The organism is Colwellia sp. BRX8-9 (genome assembly GCF_014077245.1).
Classification (GTDB): domain Bacteria; phylum Pseudomonadota; class Gammaproteobacteria; order Enterobacterales; family Alteromonadaceae; genus Colwellia_A.
On record NZ_JACGVN010000019.1, the window covers coordinates 11896 to 26416 of the forward strand.

Sequence of the window (14521 nt, forward strand, 5' to 3'; positions counted from 1 at the left end):
ATTTAAATTTAACGTTATGACATTATTTGAAAAATTACGCTGCTTATTAACATTTGGTCAAGGTGTTGCCTTACCACTACCCGATATTTCTGAAAAAACAACACCCATCGAATTGTTTGGCCAATGGTTTGATGACGCGAAAAAATCAGGCATTTTATTACCTGAAGCAATGTCGGTCAGCAGCTGCGATCAAAACGGTCAACCTAGCTCACGTATGGTGTTGTTAAAAGAGTTTAATGACGATGGTTTCGTTTTTTATACTAATTACGGCAGCCGAAAAAGCCAAGATTTAAATGAGAATAATAAGATAGCCTTATTATTTCATTGGAATGTACTGCAACGCCAAGTCAGGGTAGAAGGCAGAGTAGAAAAAGTAACGCCTGAACAATCAGAACAGTATTTTCATAGCAGAGACCGCGGTAGCCAAATTGGCGCATGGGCGTCGAAGCAAAGCTCACCACTGGCGAGTAAAGAAGCATTAAAGCAGAGCGAAGCTTATTACACTAAAAAGTTTGCTGGCCAAGAAGTCCCCTTACCTGAATTTTGGGGCGGCTGGCGAATAAAACCTCATTATCTTGAATTTTGGCAAGGTCGAGCTAATCGTTTACATGACCGTATTTGCTTTGAACCAGAGCAAAATCAAGATGACAAAAAGGTACTATGGCATCAATTTAAATTGAATCCTTAATGGCTATATTTAAATATTCAAACAGTATTTATAAGATGTCTATTTCAAACAACATATCAGTGTTATATAAAGTTGTCGGTGTTGCTGTTTTATGTGCTTTATTTAGCGTTAAATCATTAGCCAACCCTACTAATATTTTAGTTGGCTTGGAGCCATTTCCTCCTTTAGTAAACGAAGACGGCACTGGTTTTGTTATTGATATGCTTAATGGCCTGCAAGAAAATTCAACACTAACTTTTAATTATCAAATAATGACCTATGCTCGGGCGAAGCTGGAATTAAAAAGTTACCGTATCGACATGGTAGGTTTAACGCCTAAAGATAGTGAAACAGAAAGCTTTTACCAATACGCACAAGAGTTATCTTGGCACTTTGACACTACCGTTGATCTTTATTCAACATCCCCTGCTAACTTTGACATCAAAAATTTGCCCGAAGGGAGTATAGGTACGCTAATTGGTAATGCTGATTTTTTCGCTGAATTAGCTCAAGTTCCCAGAGAAAAGTTTGTTGAAGTAAGTAGTTTAGCGCAATTAATTATGATGATGGCACGCGGGAGACTTAAAGTTATACTTTTCGAGCGGGTGGCTATGATGTCGACGATTAAAGAATTACAAGACGACCTCTCCACCAAAGTTCCAACAGAATTCAACTCCCCCGAAAGCCCACAAAAAATTTATTATCAAAAGTTTAAAGTTATTGCAGCAAGTCTTGCTGTTGCAAACGATTCAGTAGGAGCAAAGCTAAAAAAACAATTAGATGCCTTGCTGTCTGACGATACCGCTCACTACTTTAAAAAAATAGCTCCTTACGCCCAATTGCCTGATAACGGTATAATTGAGTAAAAGATAGCTAAGCTAGCAAAGATGTCAATTGTTATCGTACCTGGGCATTAGCGCAGCTAAAATGAAAAAAACGGGAAGCAAAGCTTCCCGTTTTTGTTAGTTAACGCGTTAAGCGTACCGCAATTCCTATCCCACTAATGCCAGTAAGATACCTGCCGCAACCGCTGAACCAAGCACACCGGCAACGTTAGGCCCCATAGCATGCATTAATAAGAAGTTGTGTGGATTAGCTTCTAAACCCACTTTATTAGCAACACGTGCCGCCATAGGTACGGCTGAAACACCGGCAGCGCCAATGAGAGGATTAATAGGTGTTGATGAAAGTTTATTCATTAACTTAGCCATTAATACCCCAGAAGCAGTACCAATTGAGAATGCCACGGCACCTAAACCTAAAATACCTAAGGTTTCTATATTCAAAAAGGCTTCGGCACTTAATTTAGAGCCAACCCCTAAACCTAAGAATATGGTGGTGATATTAATTAACTCGTTCTGCGCTGTTGAGCTTAATCGTTCAACCACGCCACATTCACGCATCAAATTACCCAAACAGAACATGCCAACTAAAGGTGTTGCTGATGGTAAAAAGAAAATAGTCATCATGAGAACACCTAACGGGAATACTATTTTTTCAATTTTTGTTACTGGGCGTAATTGCTCCATTTCAATTTTACGTTCAGCATCAGTGGTTAATGCGCGCATAATAGGTGGCTGAATAATTGGCACTAAAGCCATGTAAGAATAAGCAGCAACAGCAATAGCACCTAATAATTCTGGCGCTAGTTTTGATGCTAAAAATATCGCTGTCGGACCATCTGCACCACCAATAATAGCAATAGCTGATGCATCTTTAAGCGTAAATTCAATACCCGGTATTGCGTTTAAAGCAATAGCACCAAATAAGGTGGCAAAGATACCGAATTGGGCAGCAGCACCAAGCAATAAGGTTTTAGGGTTAGCGATTAATGCGCCAAAGTCGGTCATTGCACCCACCCCCATAAAGATAATCAACGGGAATATCCCCGTATCAATACCCGCATAGTAGATGAAATGTAATAAACCACCAACTTCTGAAAATCCAGCTAATGGTATATTGGTTAATATCGCACCAAAGCCCATAGGTAATAACAATAACGGTTCAAAGTTACGTGCTATTGCAAGATAAAGTAGCAAACAGCCAACTATCATCATGATCACCTGACCTGACTCGAAGTTAGCTAAGCCAGTAGACAACCAAAGTTTATTTAACGAATCCATTATTATCTATCCTAAACTCAATAAAGCTTGACCAACAGTTACAGAATCGCCTTCTTTAATATCCACTGAAGTGACGGTACCTGAGTTAACTGCACGAATTTCAGTTTCCATTTTCATTGCTTCCATAATGATAACAACTTCACCGGCTGCAACTTCATCACCTTCATTAACTAACACTTTAAATATATTGCCAGCAAGTGGTGCATTTAACGCTTCAGAAGTTGATGAGGACGGTTTTGATGACTGACTGCTACTAGGCTGAGTAATTTGGCTAATATCCCCTCCAGGGCCTACAACGACGTCAAACACCTGACCATCAACACTAACGGCATAACTTTCTGGCGCAGTTGAACTTTTAGCGGGTGCAGAGGCTGCTACCGCATCTTCAATCGTAGGCACAGGTTCAAATGCATCCGGGTTATTTCTATTTTCTAGAAATTTCAGTCCTATTTGCGGGAACAATGCATACGTTAAAACGTCATCAATCACTTCATCGGCTAAATCAATCTGTTTCTCTTTAGCAAGTTCTTCTAATTCTGCAGTAAGATTATCAAGTTCAGGTTTAATTAAATCAGCAGGACGACAAGTTATCGCTTCAGCGCCATCTAAAACACGCGCTTGCAATTCGGCATTAACTTTATCGGCAGTTGCGCCATATTCACCCTTTAAAACACCGGCTGTTTCTTTAGTGATTGACTTATAACGCTCACCCGTCAATACATTTAATACCGCTTGCGTACCAACAATTTGCGAGGTTGGTGTCACTAATGGGATATAACCTAGATCTTTTCTTACTTTTGGAATTTCAATTAATACTTCATCAAGCTTGTCTGCAGCGCCTTGTTCTCTTAACTGCATTTCCATATTTGTCAACATGCCGCCAGGAACTTGTGCAAGTAAAATACGCGCATCGATACCTTTTAAGCTACCTTCAAATTTGGCATACTTTTTACGAACTTCACGAAAGTAAGTGGCAACTTCAGCAAGCTTTACCATGTCTAAACCGGTATCTCGTTTGGTACCTTCAACAATCGAAACAATCGTTTCTGTCGGTGAATGACCATAAGTCATACTCATTGAAGAAATAGACGTATCGATAACATCTACATCGGCATCAATAGCCTTCATGTGAGTAGCAATACTTAAACCTGTGGTCGCATGACAATGTAAAGAAATAGGTAAAGAGACCGTTTCTTTTAGACGACCAATCAATTCTTCAGCGTCGTAAGGTTTTAATAGACCAGACATGTCTTTGATACATAAAGAATGCGCGCCCATATCTTCAATTTGCTTAGCCATCGTCAGCCAACCTTCAAGGGTATGCACTGGACTCTCGGTATAGCTTAATGTGCCTTGCGCATGAGCGCCGACTTTTACTGCTGATTTAATCGCTGTTTGTAAATTACGTACATCATTCATTGCATCGAAAATGCGAAACACGTCAATACCGTTAACATGAGCACGTTCAACAAACTTCTCGACCACATCATCAGCATAATGACGGTAGCCTAAAATATTCTGACCGCGAAATAACATTTGTTGTTTAGTTTTTGGCATCGCTTTTTTTAATGCGCGTAAACGTTCCCAAGGATCTTCACCTAAATAGCGAATACAAGAGTCAAACGTAGCACCACCCCAAGACTCGATTGACCAAAAACCAATTTCATCAAGTTTTGGCGCAATGGGTAACATATCCTCAAGGCGTAAACGAGTGGCGAGCAATGATTGATGACCATCTCTTAAAACAACTTCAGTGATACCTAATGGCTTTGTCATGAGTTTATTCCTATTTAGTTTTATGGTTGCTTAAGGGTTGATTATGTTGTTTTCGGTATTGCGATACAGCAGAAGTAATTGCTGCCACCACTTTAGGTGAAACACCATCAACATTTTGTTTTGTTTTTTGATTTGAGCGGGTAGATCTTGTTTGGATAACGGCATCTGGAAATTTGATGGCGAGGCGTTTTAAAACGACATTAATAAAAACAATCATTAATCCCAAAAAGATAAAAACGAAGACCATGCCAGCAAACATTAACGTGCCCGCTTCTACAAATAATTGGTTTAGGTGTTCCATGAAAAGTCTCATTCAAACAAAAAGTTTTATTAGAATAATCACTCCAATGCCTAAAAAGCAAACTAATTATTGCAGTTTCATAAAAATAATTTCGTGTCAATCTAGATTAGAGTAAATATTCAGTATTTTTAGCGTTTTATTAAGAAAAAACTGTATATTTACCATATTGTATACAATATAGTATTCTTATATTGCTGAGCTAGCGAGATAAAAACCAGTATAATATACAATATACATATAGCTTTCGTTTATTCTAAATATGTGCATAAATATATAAAGGGGGTTTAATTAACAAATAATCAACTGCTTTAGCATGTGTATTGAATAGCTATTTTGAACAAAGTAAACATAAGAGACCCCAGCCAAAAACCCTGAATGCCACCCATAACCCTGAACACATATCCGTCATCCTGAACTTGTTTCAGGACCTGTACTTAGAACCAAAAACGCAGATACTGAAATGAATTCAGCATGACGACAAGAGTGTTAAGCGAGCACTGTCATCCTGAATAATCTCCGTCATTCTGAACACAACACCGTCATATTGAACACATCTCCGTCATCCTGAACACAACACCATCATCTTGCACACGACACCATCATCTTGCACACGACACCGTTATCCTGAACACAACTCCGTCATCCTGAACTTGTTTCAGGATCTGTACTTAGAACAAAAACGCAGATACTGAAATTAATTCAGCATGACGACAAGAGAAATCAATTCAGCATGATGAAAATTGTGCTAATAATTATAATTCGGTCTATTTTTCATCGTAAGTTTAGTTGTTTTCTTGTCTAACGCCAAAAATAAAACCTTTATAATTCATTCAATTTTTTAGCAAGTTTGGTCGCTTGTTTACAAACTAAGCTATAAATAGAAAGTTGCGGGTTTGTACCAATAGATGTAGGAAAAACAGAGCCATCAAATACCCATAAATTATCTAAATAATGGTACTTACAATCGCTATCGACTAAGCATAGCGCTTTGTTTTCACCCATCGCTAAGCCTCCCATAACGTGAGCGCTACCAATTAAGTTGTTGCTTACTTTATGCTCAAGTTCATTAAAACCGGCTTTAAAAGACTCAAAGCTTTCAAACCATTGTCCGTGTTGATGTGCGGGGCGAACTCTTTTAGCACCAGCAGCAAACTGCACTTCAGCCATAGATAAATAAGCGCGCTTAACCCCATCAAATAAATAATCATTCATCGGATAATCAACAATCGGGCTACCGTCATCAGAAAGCGTTATTTCAGCGCCTTCACTATCAGCGTCAAAGCCATCACGTAACAAGGCTAACATTGCATGGGTATTATTCAGCTTAGCCATATCCTCAACATGTTTAGTGCCATGGCCCATTAACATAATTGATGACATAGCCGGGTGTAATGGCGGTACCTCTAACTTATAACTTAACGGCCCGGTAGCACCATTTTGCCATTGATAATGATCACTATAAATAGTTTGTGGCGCACCATAAAAAGGCGATATTTCTTTATCAAATTGAGCAAAGGAGAAAACAGTTGGATGCAAGAAGGTTCTTTTACCAATACGATTATTCGGATCTGGCGCTTTAGAGCGTAACATCATTGCTGGGCCGTTAATCGCACCAGCTGCTAAAATAATATAAGGTGCTTTGGCGATGATTTTTTTCGCTGTCTTGTTCTTATTATCATCGAGCGCAAAACATTCTACGGCTGTTATTTTATTATTTTCAATAATTAACCGTTCGACACGAGCTTGATAAAGTAATGTGGCACCATGTTCAAGCGCATCTGGGATAGTGGTAACTAGCATCGATTGTTTTGCGTTGGTCGGACACCCCATACCGCAGTAACCTAAGTTCCAGCAGCCTTTGACATTGCGCGGAATAACTTTCCATGGAATATTGAGTTGCTCACAACCTTCTTTTAGCACCGCATTATTTTCATTCGCTCCACCTTGCCATGGCGTGACATTTAGGCGCTTTTCCATTTGTTCAAACCAAGGGACCATATCGCTGCTGCTACAGCCTTTTACCTGAAATGTTTTTTGCCAATAATCTAGGGTTGGTGACGGTGTTCTGAAGCTTGAGGTCCAGTTGATTACCGTAGTTCCGCCAACACAGCGCCCTTGCAAGATACCAATGCCACCATCTTTTGTGGCTCGCCCAGCATTTTCTTGATACAAATCGGCATAGGCAGTTCGTTCATCCATTTTAAAGTCACGGGTCGACTTTAATGGCCCTTCTTCTATCATCAACACCTTCAGCCCTGCCTGTGCCAATATTTCAGCACTTGTGCCACCACCGGCCCCAGTGCCAATAATAATGACATCGGCGTTAATAATATTGGTATCTAGCTGATTAGCATTGACCGTTTGCTTAGTGATCGCTTTCTTTGCTGAGTACGGATCGCTAATACCACGAATTTCAGAGACTATTTTCACGTTTTATTCCTGCGATGGATATATTTTAGGAGGGCCTGGGTATCCCGCTTGTAAATAATTTTCTGACTGAGCATACCAACTCATAATAATCAGCTTACCTAAAGAAGCGTAGCCAGTACGTTTTAATGAAAATAGGCTATTTTTCCAACCTTGTAGGAAGCTTTCAATTTCTTTCGCTGAGGTTACGTTCCAATCACTGGTCGGTGCACCAACAAGATAACGAAATGTCGTCGATGACATTAAATCAAACAGCTGCCGTAATTGCTTTTGGGAGTGTTCACCTAAAGTAATTATTTGTTGGTCAACAGCCATTAATAAACGCACTCCAGCGTCTTCAGCTAATACACCAGGATAGTTACTCTTTAACATAACAGGGGCAAGCGCTAATAAAAAATCAGCATCAGATGCTTGAAGAAAATCAAATTTTTGTAGGTTTTTTGTACTTGGATTGGCCAGTGCTATAGCAGACAAGCTACTGCCAACCAACAAGATGGCACTGCCAAGCAGACTAACTTTAAAGAATTCTCTACGACTTGTATTCACACAGCCACCAAAATTATAAAAGATAATACCAACTGGTATTACCTGTTAATTAATCATCAAAAGATAAAGGATAATAGCGACAAAGTCTAGTGGCTTAAATTGAGTGCTGTTTTTGATGTGTTTATGTTAGCGTGACTTTCTGCCCGATCATCACGGTCTCATTCGCTTGGACAACTTGCCTGTCAGTATTAGCTGCCTCTAAACAAACAAATTCTTTTTCAGCGCCAACATGAAGATCCTTCATTCTCTGAGCAACCTCAACGCCGGGGTTCCATAAAACCCACTGCTGACAATTTGTTGACGATACTGTAAGCGTTCTTTGCCATTGTTTATCTTCGATTAAGCATTGTTGGTTAGTGTAATAAATACGATCGACTTCACCCAGACAATTTTCTAAAGCAGCAAGCTGCTGTTCTTTATCCGTAACTTTGTCATCAAAGGGAAACTCAGCTAAGGGCGCTACCGTAATATTTTCTGGTGCACTAACGGCAAAGTAACTGTGTAATGCCGCTGAATATTCAAACGCCTTGGATGATAAATTACTAATAAATAATTTTTGTTCAAATTGATTAGAAAAAATTAACTGCTGCTTCAATTGGTATTGATGAGGCCATAATGGGTGCTCATTTTCTCCAGACAAAGATAAAGTTACCGTAACCCTGTCTTTAGCAACGATCACGTCATCAAGTTGCCAATTTCGTTGACGAGCAAAACCATGATTACCCGCTTTTTCACCGCTAGGTGCTTGATATGGACCAAACCATGGCCAACATAAAGGGATCCCACCTCTAATAGGCGTTCCCTGTTCAAAAATAACGTCATCACTAAGCCAAAATACCGGCTTTTGGTTAGCGGGTTGCCAAGCGAGAACATGACCACCATATAAACTTATTTTTGCTGTACAAGTATTATGGATAATTTCTAATGCATTTATCTGATCGGTAAGCGAAACTTGCTTAATTTGACCAAATTCATTTTCAGCAATAATTGATGACATACAACCTCAAGCGGTATTTAGAAAGTAATAAATAAATCATTATAACGATAATATAAATAACCGTCATCTTGAATACTACTTCGTCATCCTTATACCATCTCCGTCATCCTGAACACTACTCCGTCATCCTGAACTGGTTTCAGGATCTGTACTTACAACCACAAAAACCAGATACTGAAATAAATTCAGCATGACGACAAAAAGGCTACACGATTACCGACTCCCTGATACCAACACCGTCATCCTAATACCAACTCCGTCATCCTGAACTTGTTTCAGGATCTGTACTTACAACAACAAAGACCAGATACTGAAATAAATTCAGTATGACGACTAGAGAAATAAATTCAGCATGACGACAAAAAGGCTACACGATTACCGACTCCCTGATACCTACACCGTCACCCTGATACCATCTCCGTCATCCTGAACTGGTTTCAGGATCTGTACTTGCTCTACAAAAAACAGATACTGAAATAAACTCAGCATGACGACTAGATAAATTAATTCAGTATGACGACTAGAAAAATCAATTCAGTATGACGACAAGAGAAATAAATTCAGCATCACGGCAAAAGTGCTAAACAACAAAGCGCAAAAAAAAAGGCATTAAACGAATTATCGTTTAATGCCTTTCGCTATCGAATAGCAAACTGCCAATAAGGGTTACTTCGTGTAACCTCTTGGCATATCACTCTCAGTGGTATAGCGTTTACGCAGTTTGTCTTGACGGCTCTGCGTTGAGGTCTCTTTGCCGTTAATCCACATTTTATCTACTTTCGTACTAAGCTCGAAAGGGTCAGCACTCCATAAAACCAAGTCGGCTTTTTTACCAACGGCAATACGACCCGCATTAATATTAAAAGCATCGGCAACATTGGCAGTAACAGCGGCAAGTGCTTGGTCTTTGGTTAAACCATTAGCAATTGCATTACCCGCTTCAAAACGCAGCTGATACAAGTTATGTGCGTCGCTTATGGCTAAAGCAACATTGATACCTGCTTGGGTTAATTTCGCCGTATTGTCTAGTGAAGAATGCAGCGAATCAAAACTACTCGGTAAGTTATCTAAAGCGCCAAATATAACAGGGACTTGCGCTGCAGCTAATTGCTCAGTAATTAATATCGCATCAGCACCGCCAGCAATCACTAAATCAAGATTAAACTCAGCTTTTAATTTCAGTAATTCGAGTAAGTCTGTGGCGCGGTCGGCATAAGCTACAAGCGGTTTATCACCGGCTAATAAGGCGTTGATAATTTTTTCATCACGCTTTAATTCTTTTGGTTCTTTTTGCTTCTCGTCAGCCTTTTTATCTTTTTTCGCTGTTTTAGCGTCTTCAGCAGCCTTGGTTAAGGCCTTTTGGGCGTCTTCAAGCGTGTAACGCAGTTTTTGTAAGTTTAGAGCGCGTGAACCACTGCTTTTAGCACCAAGATCTATGATGACGGCATTTTCTTTAATGTAAACACTGTCAAACTCGCCTGAGAGGTCTGTTACAAAGGTTTGCCCTTTGAACATACTATCACCACCGCTAGGTACTGAAACGTTACTGGTGATACCACCTTTGCGTGTATAAGGCACAACCGTTGAGCGTGGGTTAAAAGCGATTGATGCATCAAAAGTGATGTCTGCTTTTTTATCACTAGCATCACGGGTTCTTGATACTGCATTCACCTCAACCAAACCTAATGAATTCATAGAACCAATTAAACCCGGTGTCAGTATTTTCCCCATCGCATCGAAGGTTACATCAGCAACAATCTTTTCAGGGTTAATCGCAATAATTTTTCCGTCATCAATAACAACCGTGGCATTTGTTAAAACACCCTGTTCAGTAACCGTATGAATAGTGGCATTGGTTATTGCTAAACTTTCTGCGTTAGCATGGCTTATTGCCGCTAAAGCAAGTGCAACTAACGAGGCTTTAAATAACTTAATTTTTCTCATGATTACTGCCCTCCCTTTTTAGGTAAAGCAGGAACTTCAGCTTGCCCTAACATAAAGTCACTTGTTGCTTGGTATTTATCATCAAAGCGGTCATACACTTTTGCACCATCAACAAATACTTGTTCAGCTTGTGCATAGACGCTGAAAGGACTTTGATTCCAAAGCACTACATCCGCATTTTTACCCGCTTCTAAACTACCGGTTTTATCATCAATACCTAAAGATTTAGCTGCATTTAAAGTGATCCAACGAATAGCTTCTGCTGGTTTTAAGGCAAAACCATTCTCGTTAGCACGGTACATTACTTTACCTGCTTCTTGGTTTAAACGCTGAATAGTACTGTTTGAGTCTGAGTGAACAATCGCACAAGAGTTTTTCACCGCGTTAACAACCGCAACGTTTTCGTGGATCATGTCGTAAGCTTCCATTTTGAAACCCCACCAATCAGGCCACATGGCTGCACAGTTTCCATTTTCAGCTAATAAGTCAGCAATTTTGTAACCTTCAATCGCATGATGAAAAGTCCCTGACTGGTAATTAAACTCTTTACCCAGATCAATCATCATCGCCATTTCTTCAGCTTTGTAACAATGATTGTGAATTAAAATTTCACCGTCGAGTACACCACGTAGGGTATCAAGCTCTAAATCTCGTGCTGGCGCTAAAGGATTTTTCCCCGCTTCGTAATCACGGTCGTATTTTTCCCATGCATGTTTATACTCAGTCGCTTCTGCCCAAGCCATGCGGTAACCTGCCATGTTGCCCATACGAGTTGAGGGTAATATTTTACGGCTACCGTAAACACGCTTAGGGTTTTCACCACAAGCCATTTTTAAACCATAAGGCGCTTCTGGAAACTTCATGCCTTGCATCGTATGGCTTGATACATTACGAAGCGTTACACCACGGCCACCAAATAAATTAGCAGAGCCAGGTAAAATTTGCATTGTAGTAACACCGCCAGCACGGGCAGCATTAAAACCAGGATCTTGTGGCCAAATACTATGTTCAGACCAAACTTCAGAAGTATTGGGCGAACTCATTTCATTACCGTCTGAATGTGACTCAGCCGACGGGCTTGGATAAACCCCTAGATGCGAATGCACATCGATAACACCAGGCGTAACCCATTTATCTGTTCCATCAATTTCGACAGCACCCGCAGCGGACAAGTTTTTGCCAACTTGAGATATTTTTCCATCGCTCATCAACACATCAGCATTATCAAAACGCTCACCATTACCAATTAATACCGTGGTATTTTTAATTAAAGTCGTTTGCTTAGGTAGAGGTTGATAAGTACTCGGATAAGGGTTTTTATTAATAGACACTTTTGGGTCTTGCTGCTCAGACTCTAAACAGCCAGATAACGCGAGTGATACGCTAAGCGCCAACAACGTAGGCGCGATGCTTTGCTTGATATGCATTTAATGCTTCCTGTGCGGATTATTATTTTGGGGTTTAATAGTCAACAATAAAATGATTTGAACAATACGGCAAGTGAACCTGAGCCAATTACGTCCAATGGTTATACATTCACGGTGAATGGAGAATGAAGCAAATAAATAAGAGTATTTCAGATACTAAAAGCACATAGTAAATTTGCCTTCTGGTTTTTGCTCACTCCCATGCCGTCATACAGAATTTATTTCAGTATCTAGCATCTACTCACTTCCATGCCGTCATGCTGAATTTATTTCAATAGCTCGTCTTTGTAGATCAAGTACAGATCCTGAAACAAGTTCAGGATGACGGTGTAGGTATCAGGGAGTCGGTGATCGTGTAGCCTTTTTGCCGTCATACTGAATTTATTTCAGTATCTGCTCTTTGTAGAGCAAGTACAGGTCCTGAAACGAGTTCAGGATGACGGAGAGTGGTTTGTTTATTATTCGTATTATCTAACTCCCATGCCGTCATGCTGAATTTATTTCAGTATCTGGTCTTTGTAGAGCAAGCACAGATCCTGAAACAAGTTCAGGATGACGGAGAGTGGTTTGTTGATGATTCGTATTATCTCACTCCCATGCCGTCATGCTGAATTTATTTCAGTATCTGGTCTTTGTAGAGCAAGCACAGATCCTGAAACAAGTTCAGGATGACGGAAAGTGGTTTGTTCACGATTCGCATTGTCTCACTCCCGTGTCGTCATGCTGAATTTATTTCAGTATCTGGTCTTTGTAGAACAAGTACAGATCCTGAAACGAGTTCAGGATGACGGAGAGTGGTTTGTTCACGATTCGCATTTTCTCACTCCCATGTCGTCATGCTGAATTTATTTCAGTATCTGGTCTTTGTAGAGCAAGTACAGATCCTGAAACGAGTTCAGGATGACGGTGTTGGTATCAGGGAGTCGGTAATCGTGTAGCCTTTTTGTCGTCATACTGAATTTATTTCAGTATCTACTCACTCCCATGCCGTCATACTGAATTTATTTCAGTATCTGGTTTTTGTAGAAAAAGGACAGATCCTGAAACGAGTTCAGGATGACGGAAAGTGATTTGTTCACGATTCGTATTATCTCACTCCCATGCCGTCATGCTGAATTTATTTCAGTATCTGGTCTTTGTAGAACAAGTACAGATCCTGAAACGAGTTCAGGATGACGGAAAGTGGTTTGTTGATGATTCGCATTGTCTCACTCCCGTGTCGTCATGCTGAATTTATTTCAGTATCTCGTCTTTGTAGAACAAGAACAGATCCTGAAACGAGTTCAGGATGACGGAAAGTGGTTTGTTTATTACTCGTATTGTCTCACTCGTGTGTCGTCATGCTGAATTTATTTCAGTATCTGGTCTTTGCAGAACAAGGACAGATCCTGAAACGAGTTCAGGATGACGGTAGTGGTTTGTTTATTATTCGTATTGTCTCACTCTCATGCCGTCATACTGAATTTATTTCAGTATCTGGTTTTTGTAGAAAAAGGACAGATCCTGAAACGAGTTCAGGATGACGGAGAGTGGTTTGTTTATGGTTCGCATTTTCTCACTCTCATGCCGTCATGCTGAATTTATTTCAGTCTCTGGTTTTTGTAGAACAAGAACAGATCCTGAAACGAGTTCAGGATGACGGAAAGTGGTTTGTTGATGATTCGCATTATCTCACTCCCATGTCGTCATACTGAATTTATTTCAGTATCTGGTCTTTGTAGAGCAAGCACAGATCCTGAAACAAGTTCAGGATGACGGAGAGTGGTTTGTTGATGAATCGTATTGTTTCACTCCCATGTCGTCATGCTGAATTTATTTCAGTATCTGGTTTTTGTAGAGTAAGTACAGTTCCTGAAACGAGTTCAGGATGACGTTATTCGAGAAAGGTGAAATATTCGTTCAGGATGACAGAGTATTTTCTAGACTCAAGAGTCTGTTGAGAATGATTGTCTTAGAGTTCAAAGTCACCAAAATCAAGATCTGTTGAGGGATCTGGTTTTGCTTTTGATTGGGGATCAAGTAACGAAGGTTGTTGCGTTTCTATCTGGGTTGGAATAACTTTAACTTTCGGTTTGGCATTTTTACGTTTTTTGCGTTGCAAGCAGCGTTTAACTACTTTTTGTTTGTTATCAGATGTTAAGTTTATCCACGTTTGGCGTTCTTCACGCGTACGGTAGCAGCCAAGACAATTGCCTTTTTCATCAGACTGACACACACCCATACAAGGGCTGGGAACATCAAAAAACTCTAATTGCATAATAACCTTCGGCCAAACTTAAAAAGCCTATACATAATGTATAGGCTTGTATCATA

The 14521-nt window shown here is 40.0% G+C and carries 11 protein-coding genes; 2 read left to right on the plus strand and 9 right to left on the minus strand.

What is annotated here, in order from left to right; genetic code table 11:
- Positions 1-16: 16 nt before the first annotated feature.
- The gene (gene pdxH / locus H4J70_RS15095; protein ID WP_182251354.1) at positions 17-688 is read left to right on the plus strand and encodes a pyridoxamine 5'-phosphate oxidase; all 672 of its coding nucleotides are present in this window, start codon (positions 17-19) and stop codon (positions 686-688) included.
- Positions 688-1533 (plus strand): transporter substrate-binding domain-containing protein, encoded by an 846-nt coding sequence (locus H4J70_RS15100; protein WP_182251355.1) that lies wholly within the window; start codon positions 688-690, stop codon positions 1531-1533. Before pdxH ends, H4J70_RS15100 begins: the two co-directional genes overlap by 1 nt.
- A 126-nt stretch (positions 1534-1659) precedes the next feature.
- Here H4J70_RS15100 and H4J70_RS15105 read toward each other — a convergent pair whose 3' ends face one another.
- The 9 genes from H4J70_RS15105 to H4J70_RS15145 form a co-directional block, all read right to left on the minus strand.
- Complete coding sequence (locus tag H4J70_RS15105; RefSeq protein ID WP_182217347.1) at positions 1660-2790, minus strand: sodium ion-translocating decarboxylase subunit beta; 1131 nt, start codon at positions 2788-2790, stop codon at positions 1660-1662.
- A gap of 6 nt (positions 2791-2796) precedes the next feature.
- Complete coding sequence (gene oadA, locus H4J70_RS15110) at positions 2797-4566, minus strand: sodium-extruding oxaloacetate decarboxylase subunit alpha (protein ID WP_182251356.1); 1770 nt, start codon at positions 4564-4566, stop codon at positions 2797-2799.
- 10 nt (positions 4567-4576) lie between these two features.
- On the minus strand, positions 4577-4867 hold the full coding sequence (locus tag H4J70_RS15115; RefSeq protein ID WP_182217344.1) for an OadG family transporter subunit: 291 nt from the start codon (positions 4865-4867) through the stop codon (positions 4577-4579).
- 819 nt (positions 4868-5686) lie between these two features.
- On the minus strand, positions 5687-7297 hold the full coding sequence (locus tag H4J70_RS15120) for a GMC family oxidoreductase (RefSeq protein WP_182251357.1): 1611 nt from the start codon (positions 7295-7297) through the stop codon (positions 5687-5689).
- 3 nt (positions 7298-7300) lie between these two features.
- Positions 7301-7840, minus strand: coding sequence for a hypothetical protein (locus H4J70_RS15125; protein WP_182251358.1), 540 nt, complete (start codon positions 7838-7840; stop codon positions 7301-7303).
- Positions 7841-7961: 121 nt separating this feature from the next.
- Entirely contained in the window at positions 7962-8837 is an 876-nt protein-coding gene (locus H4J70_RS15130; protein ID WP_182251359.1) for a D-hexose-6-phosphate mutarotase, read from the minus strand.
- 666 nt (positions 8838-9503) lie between these two features.
- Positions 9504-10772 carry an amidohydrolase family protein gene (locus H4J70_RS15135; RefSeq protein ID WP_182245177.1) on the minus strand — a complete coding sequence of 423 codons (1269 nt, stop codon included), beginning with the start codon at positions 10770-10772 and terminating at the stop codon, positions 9504-9506.
- Positions 10773-10783: 11 nt separating this feature from the next.
- Positions 10784-12208: an amidohydrolase gene (locus H4J70_RS15140; protein ID WP_182251360.1), complete on the minus strand. Its 1425-nt coding sequence runs from the start codon at positions 12206-12208 to the stop codon at positions 10784-10786.
- 1951 nt (positions 12209-14159) lie between these two features.
- The gene (locus tag H4J70_RS15145) at positions 14160-14465 is read right to left on the minus strand and encodes a DUF1289 domain-containing protein (RefSeq protein ID WP_182217334.1); all 306 of its coding nucleotides are present in this window, start codon (positions 14463-14465) and stop codon (positions 14160-14162) included.
- Positions 14466-14521 lie beyond the last annotated feature (56 nt).

What these genes read in the sequence shown, in the direction of transcription:
- H4J70_RS15140 (WP_182251360.1), bottom strand. Translation starts at nt 12,208, where the DNA reads ATGCATATCAAGCAAAGCATCGCGCCTACGTTGTTGGCGCTTAGCGTA.
- pdxH (WP_182251354.1), top strand. Translation starts at nt 17, where the DNA reads ATGACATTATTTGAAAAATTACGCTGCTTATTAACATTTGGTCAAGGT.
- H4J70_RS15105 (WP_182217347.1), bottom strand. Translation starts at nt 2,790, where the DNA reads ATGGATTCGTTAAATAAACTTTGGTTGTCTACTGGCTTAGCTAACTTC.
- H4J70_RS15115 (WP_182217344.1), bottom strand. Translation starts at nt 4,867, where the DNA reads ATGGAACACCTAAACCAATTATTTGTAGAAGCGGGCACGTTAATGTTT.
- H4J70_RS15100 (WP_182251355.1), top strand. Translation starts at nt 688, where the DNA reads ATGGCTATATTTAAATATTCAAACAGTATTTATAAGATGTCTATTTCA.
- oadA (WP_182251356.1), bottom strand. Translation starts at nt 4,566, where the DNA reads ATGACAAAGCCATTAGGTATCACTGAAGTTGTTTTAAGAGATGGTCAT.
- H4J70_RS15145 (WP_182217334.1), bottom strand. Translation starts at nt 14,465, where the DNA reads ATGCAATTAGAGTTTTTTGATGTTCCCAGCCCTTGTATGGGTGTGTGT.
- H4J70_RS15130 (WP_182251359.1), bottom strand. Translation starts at nt 8,837, where the DNA reads ATGTCATCAATTATTGCTGAAAATGAATTTGGTCAAATTAAGCAAGTT.